The 19107-nt window shown below is 54.0% G+C and carries 16 protein-coding genes; 8 read left to right on the plus strand and 8 right to left on the minus strand.

Translation table 11 applies throughout. The annotated features are described in order from the left end of the window. Positions 1-323: 323 nt before the first annotated feature. Positions 324-1130 (minus strand): cytochrome C assembly family protein, encoded by an 807-nt coding sequence (locus tag Q3O12_RS03705; RefSeq protein ID WP_013449598.1) that lies wholly within the window; start codon positions 1128-1130, stop codon positions 324-326. Between the two features lie 219 nt (positions 1131-1349). Here Q3O12_RS03705 and ffh point away from each other — a divergent pair, with 219 nt between their 5' ends. After that, complete coding sequence (gene ffh, locus Q3O12_RS03710; protein WP_301669398.1) at positions 1350-2720, plus strand: signal recognition particle protein; 1371 nt, start codon at positions 1350-1352, stop codon at positions 2718-2720. A 257-nt stretch (positions 2721-2977) separates the two neighbouring features. Next, positions 2978-3433, plus strand: a complete 456-nt coding sequence (locus Q3O12_RS03715; RefSeq protein ID WP_118997772.1) for a four-helix bundle copper-binding protein — start codon at positions 2978-2980, stop codon at positions 3431-3433. Between the two features lie 54 nt (positions 3434-3487). Here the strand turns inward: Q3O12_RS03715 and Q3O12_RS03720 are convergent, their stop codons facing one another. Both Q3O12_RS03720 and Q3O12_RS03725 read right to left on the minus strand, forming a co-directional pair. Then, positions 3488-4093, minus strand: coding sequence for a nitroreductase family protein (locus Q3O12_RS03720; RefSeq protein ID WP_301669399.1), 606 nt, complete (start codon positions 4091-4093; stop codon positions 3488-3490). A 48-nt stretch (positions 4094-4141) separates the two neighbouring features. Continuing rightward, positions 4142-4540, minus strand: coding sequence for a DoxX family protein (locus Q3O12_RS03725; RefSeq protein WP_301669400.1), 399 nt, complete (start codon positions 4538-4540; stop codon positions 4142-4144). A gap of 107 nt (positions 4541-4647) precedes the next feature. On the opposite strand from Q3O12_RS03725, the gene Q3O12_RS03730 reads away from it, so the two are divergent. From Q3O12_RS03730 to Q3O12_RS03750, 5 genes are all read left to right on the plus strand, one after another. Continuing rightward, on the plus strand, positions 4648-5559 hold the full coding sequence (locus Q3O12_RS03730) for a LysR family transcriptional regulator (RefSeq protein WP_301669402.1): 912 nt from the start codon (positions 4648-4650) through the stop codon (positions 5557-5559). Beyond that, positions 5549-6850, plus strand: a complete 1302-nt coding sequence (locus Q3O12_RS03735) for an FAD-binding domain-containing protein (protein ID WP_301669403.1) — start codon at positions 5549-5551, stop codon at positions 6848-6850. Before Q3O12_RS03730 ends, Q3O12_RS03735 begins: the two co-directional genes overlap by 11 nt. 62 nt (positions 6851-6912) lie before the next feature. Further along, positions 6913-7215, plus strand: coding sequence for a hypothetical protein (locus tag Q3O12_RS03740; RefSeq protein WP_301669404.1), 303 nt, complete (start codon positions 6913-6915; stop codon positions 7213-7215). 28 nt (positions 7216-7243) lie between these two features. Beyond that, the gene (gene dinG / locus Q3O12_RS03745; protein WP_301669406.1) at positions 7244-9394 is read left to right on the plus strand and encodes an ATP-dependent DNA helicase DinG; all 2151 of its coding nucleotides are present in this window, start codon (positions 7244-7246) and stop codon (positions 9392-9394) included. Positions 9395-9429: 35 nt separating this feature from the next. Beyond that, entirely contained in the window at positions 9430-10044 is a 615-nt protein-coding gene (locus Q3O12_RS03750) for a tellurite resistance TerB family protein (RefSeq protein ID WP_301669407.1), read from the plus strand. 150 nt (positions 10045-10194) lie between these two features. Here Q3O12_RS03750 and Q3O12_RS03755 read toward each other — a convergent pair whose 3' ends face one another. The 3 genes from Q3O12_RS03755 to Q3O12_RS03765 form a co-directional block, all read right to left on the minus strand. Continuing rightward, entirely contained in the window at positions 10195-12063 is a 1869-nt protein-coding gene (locus Q3O12_RS03755) for an acyltransferase family protein (protein WP_301669408.1), read from the minus strand. Between the two features lie 79 nt (positions 12064-12142). After that, positions 12143-13513 (minus strand): adenylosuccinate lyase, encoded by a 1371-nt coding sequence (gene purB / locus Q3O12_RS03760; RefSeq protein WP_301669410.1) that lies wholly within the window; start codon positions 13511-13513, stop codon positions 12143-12145. Between the two features lie 71 nt (positions 13514-13584). Next, the gene (locus Q3O12_RS03765) at positions 13585-14217 is read right to left on the minus strand and encodes an LOG family protein (protein WP_301669411.1); all 633 of its coding nucleotides are present in this window, start codon (positions 14215-14217) and stop codon (positions 13585-13587) included. A 280-nt stretch (positions 14218-14497) separates the two neighbouring features. On the opposite strand from Q3O12_RS03765, the gene Q3O12_RS03770 reads away from it, so the two are divergent. After that, complete coding sequence (locus Q3O12_RS03770; protein ID WP_301669412.1) at positions 14498-16378, plus strand: ribonuclease catalytic domain-containing protein; 1881 nt, start codon at positions 14498-14500, stop codon at positions 16376-16378. 734 nt (positions 16379-17112) lie between these two features. Here the strand turns inward: Q3O12_RS03770 and Q3O12_RS03775 are convergent. Both Q3O12_RS03775 and Q3O12_RS03780 read right to left on the minus strand, forming a co-directional pair. Then, positions 17113-17520, minus strand: coding sequence for a YadA C-terminal domain-containing protein (locus Q3O12_RS03775; protein ID WP_300905476.1), 408 nt, complete (start codon positions 17518-17520; stop codon positions 17113-17115). Positions 17521-18036: 516 nt separating this feature from the next. Continuing rightward, positions 18037-19038, minus strand: coding sequence for a peptidylprolyl isomerase (locus Q3O12_RS03780; protein ID WP_301669413.1), 1002 nt, complete (start codon positions 19036-19038; stop codon positions 18037-18039). Between the last annotated feature and the right edge of the window lie 69 nt (positions 19039-19107).

The raw sequence follows: 19107 nt of genomic DNA on the forward strand, positions 1-19107 counted from the left end.
TGTCTGTCTTTCAAACAGTGTGAGGCTCAAGGCACTCACACTTATCGGTAATCTGTTTTGTTAAAGAGCGTTTGAACTACTTCATCACCGCCGTTTCGTCAGCAGCGAAGAAGCGAACTATACGCTTGAAGACGTATACGGTCAATACTTTCAGCGGGATTTTTTTGGGAAATGTTGTCATATCTCTGTCGGATAAGGTTTTTTATTTCCGCCAAACGCTGCACCGCCTCCAATAATCCCTTCCTCCCCCTCCTCTGGCTGGTGCGCCTTTGTGAATATGCCGTCTGAAACTTGGGGCTTCAGACGGCATCTGTTGGCTCTTCTTATCTTTTCAGAATGATTTCCAATACGAACTTGCTGCCCATATAGGCAATCATAAGGCTGACAAATCCGATGATGGTCCACACGGCGGCTTTTTTGCCGCGCCATGCGGTCATGCTGTGCTTGAGCAGCAGTCCGCCGTAAATCAGCCATGACAATATGCCGAATACGGTTTTATGGGTAAAGGTCATGGGTTTGCCGAATACGGCTTCGGCGAAGAATGTGCCGCTGACGACGGAATAGGTCAGCAGGATGAAACCTGCCCACATGGCCTGGAACATGAGTTTTTCCAAACTGAGCAGCGACGGCAGGAATCCTGCGAGCTTGGAGAAGTTCCTGCGGTGCAGGCTCCGATTCAGCAGCAGGGTCAAAACGGACAATAATGTTGCGATGCCGAACAGCCCGTATGCGAGCAGCGAAGTTCCAATATGCAGCATAAAGGGAAGGTCGGTAATTTCATATCCCGAGAATTTTCCAGGAAAAACCAAACCTGACAGCAGCATCAGTGCGGCGCAAGGATACAGCAGCAACTGCACTCCGCGCAGCGGATAAAAAAAGCTGCCGGCAAAATAAATAAACAGCATCATCCAAACAATCAGGCTGCCGGAATACCCGAAGCCCATAATGATGATTTTGTCTTGAATGACCGGCATAAGTAGTGCCGCGCCGTGGACGGTCAATGCCGCGCCCAAAACCGGTAATTCCGTCTTCCACGGGTAATCCCGGCCGCGCCCCTGCTGTTGGCAGTGCCATGCAAATGCACCCAATCCTGCGTAAACCGCCGTCAAAAAGATGAAAACTGTCGGCATGGTGGACTTTCTCTATCTATACTGTTGCGCCGTATGCGGCCGCTTATGAAATATTGGAACTTTTAACGTTGGAATTGTAAAATCCCCGTTTCGGGCAAGCCTTGACGGATTTGCCGATATGCTGTCTGGCACACAAGCCGCATCAAATTATTTTGATTTTATTTTAACAAAGAATGCCCCTGATGGGGCAAGCTATTCTTATTCAGACCAAGGACCAGTATGTTAGACAATTTAACCAGCCGCTTCAGCAATGTCCTCAAAAACATCCGGGGGCAGGCCAAACTGACCGAAGACAATATTAAAGAAGCCTTGCGCGAAGTCCGCCTCGCCCTGCTTGAGGCGGATGTTGCCCTGCCTGTCGTCAAAGAGTTCGTCAACAACGTCAAAGAAAAGGCCCTCGGTCAGGAAGTGGCGGGCAGCCTGACGCCGGATCAGGCATTTATCGGCGTGGTCAACCAAGCCTTAGTCGAACTGATGGGCAAGGAAAACAAAACGCTGGATTTGTCGGTTTCACCGCCTGCCATTGTTTTGATGGCCGGTTTACAGGGCGCAGGTAAGACAACAACCGTCGGCAAACTCGCCCGCCTGTTGAAAAACGATCAGAAGAAAAAGGTTTTGGTGGTATCCGCCGACGTTTACCGCCCTGCCGCGATTGAACAGCTGCGTCTGTTGGCCGAACAGGTCGGCGTGGACTTTTTTCCATCCGATACCAACCAAAAACCGGTTGAGATTGCAACTGCCGCCGTCGATTACGCCAAAAAACATTTTTACGATGTCTTGATGGTCGATACCGCCGGTCGTTTGGCAATCGATGAAGAGATGATGAACGAAATCAAAGCGCTTCATGCGGCGGTCAACCCGGTGGAAACTTTGTTCGTCATCGATGCGATGCTGGGTCAGGATGCGGTGAACACTGCTCAGGCATTTAATGAAGCCCTGCCGCTGACCGGTGTCGTATTGACTAAGATGGACGGCGACTCGCGCGGCGGCGCAGCTTTGTCCGTACGCCACGTAACCGGCAAGCCGATTAAATTTATCGGTGTCGGCGAAAAAATCAACGGCCTCGAATCTTTCCACCCCGACCGTCTTGCCAGCCGTATCCTCGGCATGGGCGACGTATTGACCCTGATTGAAGACGTCCAAAAAGGTATTGATGAAGAAGCCGCCGCCAAAATGGCGAAAAAGCTACAAAAAGGCAAAGGCTTTGACCTCAATGACTTTAAAGAACAAATCCAGCAGATGCGCAATATGGGCGGCTTGGAAAGCCTGATGTCAAAAATGCCGGGCGAACTGGGTCAAATCTCGAAACAAATCCCCGAAGGCACTGCTGAAAAAGCAATGGGCAAAGTCGAAGCCATCATCAACTCGATGACCCCTAAAGAACGCGCCAACCCCGCCCTGCTCAAAGCCAGCCGCAAACGCCGTATTGCGATGGGTGCAGGTACGACCGTGCAGGAAGTGAACAAATTGCTCAAACAGTTTGAACAAATGCAGCAGATGATGAAGATGTTCAGCGGGAAAGGCTTGGGCAACCTGATGCGTATGGCGAAAGGAATGAGGGGGATGAAAGGGATGTTCCCGGGTTTGTAAGGTTTGAAAACGGATGCCGTCTGAACCGATTTTCAGACGGCATTTTGTCTGCTACCATATCCGCGTGCCATCTTGCATCATTTTAAAACAGGGCGGCGCGCCTTTTCTTAAATTTCCGAATAGCCGAACTGCCTGTCCGTGCGACAATCCCGCACCGGCAAAATCAGTCGGTTGTTCAAAAAAGCCCCACGGTCGGGGCAGTATGCGGGGGAGTGCCTTGTGCCTGCCCTACTTTCTTAAACCATAAAGGAAACATTATGAACCGTCGTCAATTTTTGGGCAGCGCCGCTGCCGTCTCCCTGGCTTCCGCCGCTTCTTTCGCGCGTGCACACGGACACGCCGACCACCATCATCATCACGATATGCAGCCTGCCGCCGCATCCGCCTACACCGCCGTCCGCCAAACTGCCGCACACTGTCTGGATGCCGGACAGGTTTGCCTGACACACTGTCTGTCCCTGCTTACCCAGGGCGACACGTCTATGTCCGACTGCGCGGTTGCCGTGCGCCAGATGCTTGCCTTATGCGGCGCGGTGCACGACCTTGCCGCACAAAATTCCCCTCTGACACGCGACGCGGCAAAAGTATGCCTCGAAGCATGCAAACAATGTTCCAAAGCCTGTAAAGAACATGCTGCCCACCATGCGGAATGCAAAGCCTGTTACGAGTCCTGCCTCGACTGTATCAAAGAATGCGAAAAACTCGTTGCCTGATACTGAAAAATGCCGTCTGAATCCTGTTCAGACGGCATTTTTTTACCCGCGAAATTATGCGCCGAACACTTTCAAACGTTCTGCAACGGGTTGGAACGTTTTTTCTCCGGCAGGCGCACCGATTCCCCCGACGACCATTTGCGCGCGCAACAACCAGTTTTCGGGGATATTCCACGCTTTGGCAATCGCCGCATCGGGCAAGGGGTTGTAATGTTGCAGGTTTGCACCTACGCCGACCACGGCAAGAGTCGTCCAGACGGCATACTGTACCATCGCGTTCGCCTGGTCCGCCCAAACGGGAAAGTTGGCGGCATAGGCAGGGAACTGCTCCTGCAAACCTTTGACAACATTTTGATCTTCATAAAACAAAATAGTTGCCGCACCCGCCTTAAACAGCTTCAATTTTTGCGCGGTCGGTTCAAAACTATCGGCAGGCACGACGGCACGCAGCGCATCTTCGACAAATTGCCACACTTTGTCGTGCTCTTCGCCAAACAGCACGACTACACGGGCAGATTGGGAATTGAACGAAGAAGGTGTGTGCAAAACGGCGTGTTCGACGATTTGGACGATTTCATCTTTGCCGACAGGCAGGTTTTTATTTAACGAATAAACGGAACGGCGGCTTTCCGCAGCCTGTTGCAGGGATTGACGGGTCATTTCTTTTCCTCAAAAACATTCAACAAAATACACTTTAGACAGTCCGGTTCAGGCTTTACGCTTAAAAAACAGCCTGTCCAGCGACCATGCTCCGCCGCCCGACGCCGCGATATAGAGGAATACGAAGCAGAACAGCACTGCGGACTCGCCGCCGTTGGCAATCGGGAACAAAGCATTTCCGGAAGCGTGCGCCATAAAATAGGCAACCGCCATCTGACCGGACAAAACAAACGCGGCAGGGCGCGTAAACAAGCCCAACACCAGCAAAATGCCGCCAACGACTTCCAAAATACCGGCAAGCAGCATCAGCCCGCCGGGCGAACCGCTGCCCATTTCAATGGGGAAGGCGAAGAATTTTGACGTACCGTGCAACAAAAACAGGTAGGCGGTTACGATACGCAAAACAGAAAGCAGAACAGGTTGGATACGGTTGCAGCAATCGGACATAAAAGCTCCTTTGATATTTGTCTTCATTTCAGGCGGCAGAGTATAGATGTTTCCCCTTTTCAAATATATACTGCTTTTATTGATACAACTTTTCCACACAAGAAAATATGGACACCCTGTTCAGCATCAAAGTTTTCCGCCAAGTCATCCAAAGCGGCGGCTTCACCCGCGCCGCCGACGCGCTCGGCATCTCCACCGCAATGGCAAGCAAACACGTCAGCCACTTGGAAAACACCGTCCAAGCCAAACTCCTGCACCGCAACAGCCGCAACCTCAGCCTGACCGAAGCCGGGGAAGAATACTACCGGCAATGCAGTTACGCGCTCGACACGCTCGACGATGCCGCGCAAAAAGCCGCCGGGGGGACGGAAAAACCGCAGGGGCTGCTGCGCGTAACGATGCCGCTGTGGTTTGCCGGCAGCCAGATATGCAACTGGCTGGCGGAATACCGCGAACGTTATCCCGAAGTAACATTAGAACTGATTTTGGACAACCGCCACGTCGATTTGATTGCCGAAGGCGTGGATTTGGCGTTGCGCGTTTCCCAAACCCTGTCCCCGTCGCTGATTGCGCGCCCGCTGGCGGAAATCGAATTTGCCCTGTTTGCCTCGCCCGATTTCCTGAGGCGCAACGGCGTACCGGAAACGCCGGAAGAAGTGGCGGGGCTACCCGCCGTCCTGCCGACCTACACCAACCAGCAGAAACTCGACCTCACCCGCAAATCGGACGGCAAAAAATACCGGCTTGAGCTGACCCCCGTCATCCGTACCGACAACACGCTGATGATGCGCGAAATGATTAAGGCGGGCGCGTGCATCGGTTATCAGCCGCTTTGGGCGGCGGAACACGATTTGCGCTGCGGCACGCTGGTGAGGCTGCTGCCCGAATATACCGTCCCGACCGACCGGCTGAACGCCGTTTATGCGGACAGGGCGTTTTTGAGTGCGAAAGTCCGCAGCTTCATCGATTTTCTGAACGAAAAAATCGCCAGCAGGAAAGGCTGCCGAAATGCCGTCTGAAACCGCCCGCCCCCTTTATGCGGACACGCGCACCGCGCACACGCTCGTCTGGTTCCGCCAAAACCTCCGTATCCGCGACAACACCGCCTTATGCGCCGCCGTTGCCGAAGGTTCGCCCGTTATCGGTATCTGGATTGACGATACCGAAACAGACAACCCGCGCCGCGCCGCGTTCTACCGCCAATCCGCCGCCGAACTCGCCCAAGGGCTTGCAGGGCGCGGCATTCCGCTCTACACGGCGGCATCGCCTGCCGGGCTCGTCCGGCTCGCCGTCCGCCTCAATATCCGCGCCGTCATCGCCGACGAATCCCATACTTTTTCCGACAAACTCGCCGACAACGCCCTTTGGCACGAATTGGACAAACACGGCATCGCGTTAACCTTCGTCAACGACCGTTCCGTTTTCGGCAAAACCGACCTGATACCCGACGGCGGCACGGCATATGCCGATTTCGACCGCTACCGCGAAGTATGGCTCGGCCGCTTTTCCAAGCAACCCCCCGCCGGTCCGGATCTATTCACGGCATACCACCAACCCTTCCCCGAAAACCTGCCCACCCCGCAGCCTGCCGCGCTTTCAGACGGCATCTTCCTGCCGCAAAACGGCGGCGAAACGGCGGCTTGGCGGCAGTGGCGGCGGTTTCTCGAACAGGCGGCTTCCTACTCCGTTTTAAAGGATTTCCCTTCGCGAAAAAACACTTCGCTGATGGGCGCGTATTTGAGTGCCGGCTGCATCTCGCCGCGCCTGCTCGCGCGGGAAAGCCTCGAACGCCGTCTGAACGCGTGGGCGGACAACATCATCCGCCGCGATTTTTTCCTCCAACTTGCCTTGCAGCACACGGATGACGACCCTTCAGACAGCAATCCGGAACACACCCTGCGCCTGACGCTTTGGCAGCAGGGCCAGACCGGCATTCCGATTATCGATGCCGCGATGCGCTGTTTGCATAAAACCGGCAGCCTCCACCCCGCCCTGAGACGCTTGAGCGCGGATTTTTTCTGCCACGTTTTAAACCTCCCCCGCCGCGAAGGCGAGATATGGTTTGCCCGGCAGCTGACTGATTTCGATGCAGCAATCAACCAAGGTAACTGGCGGCTTGTCGCCTCACTGCAAACCTGCCCCGACATTGCCGCCGCCGCACACAAGACCGACCCCGACGGCACCTTTGTCAGACGGCACATCCCCGAGCTTGCCCACCTACCGGCGGCAGTCATCCATACCCCGTGGCGCGCCGCCGGCAGCATCGACACCCACGGCTATCCAGCCTATCCTGTCGCCGGTATCCCCTAAGCGGCACGGCAACCTAAAACAAATGCCGTCTGAACTTCCGTTTCAGACGGCATTGTGTCCGAATGACTCAATATCTTCCGTTTTTTTCACTTTCAATAATCAGATATACCCAAATCACCGCCACCCAAGCCGACACCGTTCCCATCGCCAGCAAAAAATGCTGCCAATCCGTCATCGGCGGTACAGGGCAACGGCCGCATTCGATTTCCGCGCCGCCCAACAACCGGTACAGCAGCATATCCGCAATCCAAAGCAACAACGGGTATTTCAAACGCCGCAACCAAAAAACCAACCACGTCCGCACGATTCACCTCACCCCCTTTCCGACAACGATATTGTACCGCTTCCGTGCAATGTTAAAATAAGCCCACTTCTACCGCCGTACAAAACGCCATGCTCACCGATTTAGAAAAAAACGCCATCCGCGACCATTACCAAAACATCGGCAAAAACCTGCCCGGTTTCCGTCCGCGTGCTTCGCAGCGGGAAATGATTGCGGCGGTTGCCAACGCTTTTTCGCGGACGTTGACGCGCGAAGAGGGCGGCGAGCCGCCCAAGCGCGAGGGCGAGAGCATTGCCGTAATCGAAGGCCCGACCGGCGTGGGCAAATCGCTTGCCTACCTGCTTGCGGGCGGCATTATGGCGCAGACGCGCGGCAAGCGGCTGATTGTGAGCAGCGCGACGGTTGCCTTGCAGGAGCAGTTGGTTGACCGTGATTTGCCGTTTCTGGTTGAAAAAAGCGGTTTGGAGCTGACCTTTGCACTTGCCAAAGGGCGCGGCCGCTATCTTTGCCCTTACAAACTCTATCAACTGACGCAAAGCAACGCCCAGCAAAACCTGCTCGGCTTTGAAGCCCCTGCCGTCTTGTGGGACAGCAAACCCAAGCCCGAAGAATTGAAGCTGCTGCGCGACATCGCCGACGAATTTTCCGCCCGACGGTTCAATGGCGACCGCGACACTTGGCCGGAAAAAATCGATGACGCGATTTGGCTCAAAGTGACCAACGACCGCCACGGCTGCCTGAAAACCGCCTGTCCCAACCGTCCGGAATGCCCTTTTTACCTGGCACGCGATGTCTTGGAAACCGTCGATGTCGTCGTTGCCAACCATGACCTTCTGCTTGCCGACATCAGCATGGGCGGCGGCGTGATTCTGCCTGCGCCCGAAAACAGTTTTTATTGCATAGACGAAGCGCACCACCTGCCCAAAAAAGCCCTCAGCCGTTTTGCCGCCGAACATTCATGGAATATTTCCGTATGGACGCTGGAAAAACTGCCGCAGCTTACCGGCAAAATTGCCGCACTTACCGATAAAGCCGAACTTGCCAACCTGGCCGACGAAGCCGCCGCATCCTTGCTCGACAGCCTGCATGAATGGCAATTCCATTTGGCAGAAGAGCCGTCTTTAAGTCTGGGGGTGTCTGAAAACGACAGACGAACCAACAGCGAACCGACTTGGCTGTGGGAAGACGGCAAAATCCCCGAAGGCCTCGAAACCACCGTTTCCAATACGGCCATTGCTGCGCGCAGCCTGCTCAAACACGTTATCGGGCTGAACGATGCGCTTTCTGCCGCACGCCGCGAAAAAGAACAAGACGGCGCGCTCCTCGACCGCCTGACCAGCGAGTTCGGCCTTTTTATCGCCCGTATCGAACAAATCAGCGCGGTTTGGGATTTGCTCTCCACCGTCCCCCTCGAAGGCGAAGAGCCGCTGGCAAAATGGATAACCCGCCGTGCCGACGACAAAAACGACTACATTTTCAACGCCAGCCCCATCAGCAGCGCGTCCCACCTTGCCAACAGCCTATGGCGGCGCGCGGCAGGCGCGGTATTGACCTCCGCCACCCTGCAATCCTTGGGCAACTTTAACCTAATGCTGCGCCAAACCGGGCTGCAATGGCTGCCCGAAACCACCACCCTCGCCCTCAAAAGCCCCTTTGACTTTGAAAAACAGGGCGAACTCTACATCCCCCCCATATACGCCAGCCCCAAAGACCCCGAAGCCCACACCGCCGCCATCATCGAATGGCTGCCCAAGCTTATTTCACCCACCGAAGCCATCGGCACGCTCGTCCTGTTTTCCTCGCGCAAACAAATGCAGGATGTCGCCCTGCGCCTGCCCGGAGACTACCTGCCGCTCTTGCTCGTACAAGGCGAATTACCCAAAGCCGTCCTCCTGCAAAAACACCACCAGGCCATAGAAGAAGGCAAAGCCAGCATTATTTTTGGCCTCGACAGTTTTGCCGAAGGCCTCGACCTGCCCGGCACAGCCTGCGTGCAAGTTATCATTGCCAAGCTGCCGTTTGCGATGCCGGACAACCCCATCGAAAAAACCCAAAACCGCTGGATAGAACAGCGCGGCGGCAACCCTTTTATTGAAATCACCGTCCCCGAAGCCGGCATCAAACTCATCCAGGCTGTCGGCCGCCTCATCCGCACCGAACAAGACTACGGCCGCGTAACCATCCTCGACAACCGCATCAAAACACAGCGGTACGGTCAACAATTACTAGCCGGCCTGCCACCGTTTAAAAGGATAGGGTAAACATACCGCCCTTCCCGCAACAGAAAGGAAAAATCATGAACTTCACCCGGCTGCTCAACCAAGTCTTAAGCACGGTTCAAAAAAAAGGCACCACATTCTCCGACAGCCCGCTCAATTCATTTGGCGGAGGCGCGCTGGTTGCCGGTGTCGCCTCCATGCTGCTGAACGGTAAAAACCGCAAAACCATCACCAAAATCGGTTCGGCCGCCGCTTTGGGCTACCTCGCCTACCGGGGCTATCAGATGTGGCAGCAAAACAAAGGGCGGGCAACCGTAACACAAAGCGATTTCCAACCTGCCGGAGAAACTGAAGAAACATACAGCCGCACCGTATTGCGCACCATGATAGCCGCCGCCGCTTCAGACGGCATGATAGACGAAGCCGAACGCCGGGCTATCGGACAGGAAAGCGGCACAGACCCCGAAACTGCCGCATGGCTCGCCGCCGAATACCGCCTTCCCGCAAGCATCGAAGACATCGCCGCCTCCGTCGGCAACGATGAGGCACTGGCGGCGGAGGCCTATCTGGCGGCAAGACTGGTATGTGCCGATTTGTCGCGGAAAGAAACCGTCTTCCTCGCCCGCCTGTCGCAGGCTTTGAAACTGGATGACAATCTGGTGGAGAGTTTGGAAAGGCAATTGGGGTTTTGATTAAAAATTCCCTCCCGCAGGGGAGGGAAAAGCATCAAGAGAACAGTTATTTCCAGCCACTGTCTCTCAAAACGGCAAATGAGAACCGTCCGCCGACCTGAACGGGAAACGGTGCACGGCAGCACAAACGATATCGGACGGCAAGGCAGGCTACTGCAATGCACCGCCGTGTGAATGCTTGAGCAAGCTTTCGTGTTTGTGAAATTCCCGCCCCATATAATAAGAACCGAAATAGGTCAGGTGGTCTTGGTCGCCGTAAAGATAGCGGCCGTGTATTTCGACCGTGTTTTTGGGCAGGTATTTTTGTGCGTCCACCCAATGCACATTGGGGATATCTTTAACCAAATCAAAGACCGCCTGATTGCTCTTTTCAATATTTCCCATGGCTTGAATAGGTTGGAGATATTGGTTTATAGCAAATCTTTTCAATTTTTCCTCCCTCAAGGGCGAACGGCTGATTGATGTGTTGTTTGCAAAAACATAGACGGGTTTGACGGCGGCAATCCTCTTGACGGTTTCCCTGAATCGGGCTTGAAATCCGGGTATCAGGAAGGATTGCGCTTCAAATCTCGGCACGGGCTGTCCGCCCATCCTCAAATCATAGAATTGGGCAATGAAAACGGCTTCGGCCTTTTCAACTTCATCACGGTATTTTCGGCACAACGGGTTGTCTGCCAGCTTCTCATCCACCCAAACCAAACACTCCGGATCGAGGGACAAGATTTTGGCTTTCCACCCTTCCCTGCCGCCGACATAATCCAAAAAACCCCGCAAGTGTCCGGCGTGCGAGTCGCCGAGAGTCAGGACGGTTTCCGGAAAATGATTTTCCGCAGCAAGGGGCGCGCCGGGCAGCGGGCGGAGGTGTTCCTGTTTCAATATCCCCCTCGCGTACAGGTTATAGCCGACCAGTATCAGGGACGGGGCGAGATAAAGGCAGAAAAATGCCTTTTTGAAGGTCATCTTCCGTTTTCTAAGCGGCTGCTCAATCAAATAATAACTCAACAGGGAAAATCCGGCCGTCAATGCGGCAACCGCCGATACGGCAGGCAGTCCGAGCTGTTTGTCGCCTGTAACGTAATGGGCGAAGGCAATAAAAATCCAATGGTACAGGTATAGGGAATAAGAGATTTTGCCGACAAATACGATGGGGCTTGCCGACAGGATGCGGGTCGGAAGTGTCCCGTATTGCGTACTCCGGATAAGCAGTGCCGCCAGCAGGCAGGGAAGGAGCAGGGTAATTCCCGGGATAAACGGATCATGTTTGTCAATCACAAACAGGCAGATAAGCAACGCGCTCAGGCTGAGTAATGAAAGCAACTGCCGTTTTCCATTTTCTGTTTGCTGTTTACCGTTTTCCGTTTGCCCATAAACCGCCAGCAGCGAACCTGCCAACAGCTCGGGAAACCTCAGTGTCGAAAGGTAATAAGTATTGGGTTGGTTGAGGATGTCGGTATAAAACCCGCTTGGCAAAAACGATGAGGCAGTCAAAATCAGAAACAGGATGATGCTGATGTTACGCAGCACCCGTAGCGATTTGGTTTTTTTGCAGCAGAATATCAGCAAAAGGGGATACAGGAGGTAATACTGTTCCTCTACCGCCAAAGACCAAATATGCAGTACGGGGTTCTCGTTGGCACTCAAATCGAAATACCCCTGCTGAAACCCCAAATAAATATTGGACAAGAAAACCGCAGAAAGCTCCACGGTTTTCCGCATTTGGTTGAAATCTTCGTAAAGGAAGATTTGAGAGGCAATCACCGAAGCCAGCGACACGGCCGCAATAAAGGCAGGGTAAATCCGCTTAATCCTGCGGGTATAAAAATCCCGGAAAGAAAAAGAACCGTCCCGTATTTCGGCAAGAATGATGCCGGTAATGAGGAATCCTGAGATGACAAAGAAAATGTCCACCCCCAGGAATCCTCCGGGCAGCCAACGGTTATTCAGGTGGAAAATAATAACGGATAGCACGGCGACAGCCCGCAATCCGTCAATTTCAGGTCTGTATCGGACAGCTTGCATCAATATCGCCCCTGTATATCCGGTATTTTAAAAATGCCGTCTGAACGCGCGTTCAGACGGCATCGGTTTCAATAAACGCTCAAATCCGTTTCGCCAACGCTTCAGCCTTGCCCACATACAGCGCGGGGGTCAGCTCAAGCAATTTTGCTTTGGCTTCGGTAGGGATTTCCAGCGATCCGATGAAGACTTTCAGCACTTCGGGCGTGATGCCGCCTTTGCCGCGCGTCAGGTCTTTCAGTTTTTCGTAAGGATTGGCGACACCGTAACGGCGCATCACGGTTTGAATCGGCTCGGCGAGCAGCTCCCAAGTGGCATCCAAATCGGCGGCAAGGGCGGCAGGGTTGGGTTCGAGCTTGTTCAGACCGCGCAGGTGGGCGGCGAAGCCCAACACGGCATAGCCCACGCCCACGCCCATATTGCGTAAGACGGTGCTGTCGGTCAAATCGCGCTGCCAGCGTGAGACGGGTAGTTTTTCCGCCAAAAAACCCAATACGGCGTTGGCCATACCGAGGTTGCCTTCGGAGTTTTCAAAGTCGATGGGGTTGACTTTGTGCGGCATCGTGGAAGAACCGACTTCGCCCGCTTTGACTTTTTGTTTGAAGTAACCCAATGAAATATAACCCCAAACATCGCGGTTGAAGTCGATCAGAATCGTGTTGATGCGGCTGAGGGTTTGGAAAAACTCCGCCATATAGTCGTGCGGTTCGATTTGGATGGTATAGGGGTTGAAGGTCAGACCGAGGCTGATTTCGACAAAGTTGCGGCAGTGTGTTTCCCAATCCACATCGGGATAGGCCGCCATATGGGCGTTGTAGTTGCCGACCGCGCCGTTGATTTTGCCGAGGAACTCTTGCGCCTGAAGGATTTTAAACTGGCGTTGCAGGCGGTACACGATATTGGCGGTTTCTTTGCCCAAAGTGGTCGGCGTGGCGGGCTGGCCGTGGGTGCGGCTCATCATCGGGACGGCGGCAAGGTCGTGCGCCATAGCGGTCAGTTTTTCGATGATTTCGGCAAGTTTGGGCAGGATGACGGTTTCGCGCGCCTCTTGCAGCATCAGGGCGTGGGACAGGTTGTTGATGTCTTCGCTGGTGCAGGCGAAGTGGATGAACTCGCTGGCAGCAGCGACTTCCGGCACTTCGGCAAAACGTTTTTTCAGCCAATATTCGATGGCTTTGACATCATGATTGGTCGTGGCTTCGATGGCTTTGACGGCGGCTGCGTCTTCCAATGAAAAGTTTTCGATGACTTTGTCGATTTCGGCAAGCGTTCCGGCACTAAAGGGCGGCACTTCAACAATCTCCGGCTCGGCGGCGAGGGCTTTGAGCCAGTTTAATTCGACTTTGACGCGCGCCTTCATCAGACCGTACTCTGAAAAAATCGGGCGCAATGCTTCAACGGATTGGGCATAACGGCCGTCTAGGGGGGAAAGCGAGGCGATGGGGTTGATCATTTCGGCATCCTGTTCGGAAAAGACATCAAAAATTGTTAAATTGTTTGCAATTATACATCACTCTCAGGACGCTATGCCGTCTGAAGACCGTGTTCCGACAGATACGCGACGATTTCGTCTTCGTCGTCCGATATGGCGAACAAAGAAGCGGCCCCTTCGGAAATCAGGCCGCGCGCCAAAAGCTGCGCGTTTATCCACTCCGCCAAGCCCGACCAAAACGCCTTTCCAACCAAAACGACCGGACGCGGCGGCACTTTGCCCGTCTGCACCAAGGTCAGGATTTCAAACAATTCGTCCAGCGTCCCGAAGCCGCCCGGCATCACGACATATGCTTGGGAATAGCGGAAAAACACCGCCTTGCGTTCGGCAAAACGGGAAAACCGCAAGGCGATGTCCTGATACGGATTCGGTTTCTGCTCGTGCGGCAGGGAAATGTTCAGCCCCACCGAAACCGATTTCCCTGCAAACGCGCCCTTGTTTGCCGCCTCCATAATCCCCGGCCCCCCGCCCGAAATGACGGCAATGCCCGAATCCGACAGCCGCCTCGCCAGACGGCAGGCGAACGCATAATCCGCATGATTCTGCGGCGTGCGCGCGCTGCCGAAGATACTGACTGCCGGAAACACGCCCGCCAATGCTTCGTCTGCCTGCCGGCGTTCGGCATCGTAACGCGCCTGCTCCGGCACACGGTTTGTATTCCCCATTCCGTCCTCCGTTTAAAAACGGCGATTGTACCCCGTCAAAAACGCAACGCAAGCACCGCAAAGCCGCGCCAAACCTTTTTTCAGACGGCATTTTCGGTAATCTGCTAAAATCGCCCGCTTGAGTTTCCACAGAAAAATCCGAAAAATGTTTCAACACACAGGACGGCACATAAAGCACCGCCCTATGTGTTGCCCTGATTTGGAAGGGGTTGCGCCCCTCCCAAATAAATTCTGATTCTACCGCCCTAAAGGTTGGGGTTTCAACCGAAAAGGAAACACGATGAATATCTTTTACGAAGAGTCCGGCCAATTCAAAGTCGCCGCCGTCGTCCAAAAAAACGACGCCACCTACCAAGTCGATACCCAACACGGCAAACGCACCAAAGTGAAGGCAAACAACGTCTTTGCCGAGTTTGACGGCGATATGGCGGCGTTTTTGGAGAACGCGCAGGCGCAGGCGGCGGACATCGACACCGATTTATTGTGGGAAGTATGCGGCGAAGAGGAATTTACCGCCGAAGCCATCGCCGAAGAATATTACGGCCACACGCCGACCAAAACCGAGCTGGCGGCGACCTTGATTGCGCTGTACGCCGCGCCGATGTATTTCTACAAAAAAGCCAAAGGCGTGTTCAAAGCCGCGCCCGAAGAAACCTTAAAACAAGCGCTTGCCGCCATCGAACGCAAAAAACAGCAAGACGCGCAAATCGACGCTTGGGCGGAAGCCTTGAAACGCGGCGAGATGCCGTCTGAAATCGCGGCGGATTTGAAAACCATCTTACACGCGCCCGACAAGCAGTCGCTGACCTACAAAGCCTTTACCAAAGCCGCCGACGAGCTGAAAATCTCCGCCTACGAACTGGCGAAAAAAACGTGCGGCATTACCTCTATCCCTCAATACCTGCAAGACGGGTTTGAAATCAAATATTTCCCCAAAGGAACAGGCTTCCCCGACCTTCCGCTTCCTGAAATGCCCGACTTGCCCAAGGCTGACGTTACCGCCTTTTCCATTGACGACGAATCGACTACCGAAGTGGACGATGCCTTGAGCCTGACCGACTTGGGCAATGGCATGAAACGCGTCGGTATCCACATCGCCGCGCCGTCGCTTGCCATTAAACAAGGCGACAAAATGGAAAAAAACATTATGGAACGTTTAAGCACGGTTTATTTCCCCGGCGGCAAAATCACCATGCTGCCTGAAAACTGGATTGCCGCGTTCAGCCTTGATGCGGGCGCATACCGCCCTGCCGTCAGCATTTATTTCGATGTGGACAGCGAGTTCAACGTCGGCGAGCCGACCTGCAAAATCGAAGCCGTCAACATCGCCGCAAACCTGCGTATCCAAACCATCGAGCCGCATTTCAACGCCGAAACCGGCTTAGACGAAACCGGCGAAATGATGTTTGCCCACCATCAAGACCTGATTTGGTTCTATCAATTCGCCACCGCCCTGCAAAAAGCGCGCGGCAAATACGAACCCGACCGCGCACCACAATACGATTACAGCATCGAATTGGATGAGGCGGGCAACGTATCCGTCGTCCGCCGCGAACGCGGTTCGCCCATCGACATGCTGGTCAGCGAGATGATGATTCTTGCCAACAGCACTTGGGCGCAAATGCTGGACGAAAACGAGCTGCCCGGCCTTTTCCGCGTCCAACCGGCAGGTAAAGTGCGCATGAGCACCAAATCCGAACTGCACATCGGCATGGGCGTGCAACATTACGGCTGGTTTACCTCGCCGCTGCGCCGTGCCGCCGACTACATCAACCAAAAGCAGCTGATCAGCCTGATTGACGACTCTGCCGAACCGCTGTATCAAAACAGCGATGCCGAACTCTTCGCCGCCCTGCGCGACTTCGATGCCGCCTATACAGCCTACGCCGACTTCCAACGCCAAATGGAAGCCTACTGGAGCCTGGTTTACCTGCAACAGCAAGGCACGAGCGAGCTGACAGCCACCATCCTCAAAGAAGACCTCGTCCGCATCGAAGGCCTGCCGCTGGTCACGCGCGCGACCGGTATTCCGTTTGACGCGCTGCCCAAATCGCAGGCATTGTTCAAAATCACTGAATTGGATGCCGAGAAGCAGTTTGTCTCGCTCAACTACATCAAGGCAGCCGCACCCGGGGGCAAAACGGCAGGCAATGCCGTCTGAAGCCCGATACGGCAAACTCCGGCAAAAACAGAAACCCGAATCTCATCGTTCCCACAGTCGGGAATCCGGTTTTTTGGGTTTCCGTTGTTTTTCCGTTTCAATGAACTTCCAAACCGCCATTCCCGATAAATACCCGCAATCTAAAATCCCGTCATTCCCGCGCAGGTGGGAATCTAGGTCTGTCCGTACGGAAACCGATATGCCGTCATTCCCGCGAAAGCGGGAATCCAGACCTTTAAACTCCGGCCATTCCCGATAAATTCCTGTTACTTTTCGTTTCTAGATTCCCGCTTTCGCGGGAATGACGATGGAAAGATTGTTGTTGCTTCGGATAAATCTCTGCGGTTTTAAATAACCGGATTCCCGCTTGAGCGGGAATCCAGACCTTTAAACTCCAGCCATTCCCGATAAATTCCTGTTACTTTTCGTTGCTAGATTCCCGCCTGCGCGGGAATGACGATGGAAAAATTGTTGTTGTGTCAGATAACGCTGTGATTTTGAATAACCGGACTCCCGCCTGCGCAGAAATGACGGCGGAGAGATGATTGTGATTTCGGATAACGCCGTGATTTTGAAGTTTTGAAATGACAAGATAGGTATTTTCCATTTCCGTCATATCTGCCGATTTCGTGCGTCAAAATGCCGTCTGAAGCCTGTTTCAGGTTTCAGACGGCATTGCCTGCACGCTTACCGTTTAATAAGCGTATGTTTTACCGCTAAATATTTAGAGGCACTTACCATTCGAAATTGACACCGGCGTGATAAGCCGCACCGCCGCCGGGTGCAAAGGCAAATCCTGCTTTTGTTGCAAATTTTTCGTTGTAACGGTAACCGACACCGACGGCAAATGCGGATTGCGACCGATAACCGCCCACAGCGGCGGTAACGTTTGCCTTGCCGACAGAGTAGGGTTGGAATAAACCGCTTAACGCAGCTTGTGCCGCCAAACCGCGTTTCAGTTTTTTGTTTTCAGCATCTGCCGTTTTTCCGTCATTTGTTGCAACAACCGCAGTCTCATCAGAATTCGTCGCTGCAAGTGAGTAGCTAGAAACTACCCCCCCCCCGCGATTACCAGCAGGGAAAGCACTGACGGTGCCAATAATTTTTTCATCATTAAAATTCCTATGTTTAATATGATACAAAGCGTGAAATTACGATTAATCTGCCATTTTCCGGCTTATGCGGAAAATATGCTTCCCAACCGTAAGCCTGCATTGTAAAACAATAACATTCAATTACTGAATAATTTTCGCAGATTCAAGGAAAAAATCCTGATTCCTTACTTCTGCCTTCTTTGTTTCATCATTCCCCAGCAGGCGCGGATTTGGTTTTTGCGTTTCAGTTGCTTTTAGGTTTCAGGCAACTTTTAAATCGTCATTCCTGATAAATACCCGCAATCTAAAATCCCGTCATTCCTGCGCAGATGGGAATCTAGGTTTGTCCTCACCGAAACCGATATGCCGTCATTCCCGCGAAGGCGGGAATCCAGACCCTTCGGCACAGAAACTTATCGGATAAAACGGTTTCTTTAGATTCTACGTCCTAGATTCCCGCCTGCGCGGGAATGACGAATGACGGTGTAAAAGTAACTCGAAATCCAAAAAGCCATACCGCCCGAATTTTTGCCCGATCAGTATGGCTTTTTGCTTCAAACCGTTTCAGCGGATGTCGATGTATGCGCCGGAATGCAGGTCGCGCAACAGGTTGACGGTTGCCTGTTCTGCCTTCTGTTGGAAGATGTATTGGCGCACGGCGTTGCGGACGCGTTCCTGACGCGTGCCGGCCTCGCGTACTTCGTTCAGCTTGATGATGTGCCAGCCGAACTGGGTGCGTACGGGCGCGCTGACTTGGCCGGGTTTGAGGCTGCGGACGGTTTCTTCAAAGGCGGGAACCATCACGCCGTCGGCAAACCAGCCCAAATCGCCTCCATTGCCCGCGCTCGCGTCTTGCGAATATTGGCGCGCCAGGCTGGAAAAGTCTGTGCCGCTGCGGGCCTCTCCGTAGATTTTGCGGATGGTGCTTTCTGCACCGACAGCGGCGTTTTCGCTGTCGGCCTTAATCAGGATGTGTTGGGCGCGGTATTGGCGCATCGGCTCGCCTTCGGGCAGGGTGATGCCTTGTTTTTGCGCCTGCTCGAGGAAGGCATCAATTTCAGCTTCGCTTACCCGGCTGTTTTGCATCACTGCCTGCTGGCGGACTTTTTCGGCAATGATGTTGTCGGCAAGCTCGCGGCGTTGGGCGGGGCTGAGATTTTTGAGGGCGGGATTTTGTGCGACGACGGCATCGATTTCGGCTTCGGTCGCTTGGATATTGCGGCGTTTGCCCGCCTGTACGATCAGGGATTGGTTGACAAGCTGCATCAGCACCTGTCGGGACAGCTCGGATTCGCTTATCTGCGCGTCTTTGGGCAGGTTGGCTTCGGCTTCGGCAACGGCTTCGGCAAGCCGGCGGTTGGTGATGACTTCGTTGTCGGCAACGGCGGCAATGCCGTCTGAAAAGCGGATACCGCCCTGCTGTTGTGCGGGTGCGGCTTCTTTTTGCGCCGTGGCGGCAGCTTTGACCGCTTTGGCAGGTGCGGTTTTTGCCTTTTGCGGTGCGGCGTGGATATCGGCTGCTGCCAGCAATGCGGCGGCAATCATCAGGGCTTTGATTTTCATCATTCTTTCCTTATCGTTTGAACCTGCCTTTGATGGCGGGTTTGGGGTTGTCGGTGGAATGCCGTCTTGTGC

The organism is Neisseria benedictiae (assembly GCF_958267435.1).
In the GTDB taxonomy this organism is placed as follows: domain Bacteria; phylum Pseudomonadota; class Gammaproteobacteria; order Burkholderiales; family Neisseriaceae; genus Neisseria; species Neisseria bergeri.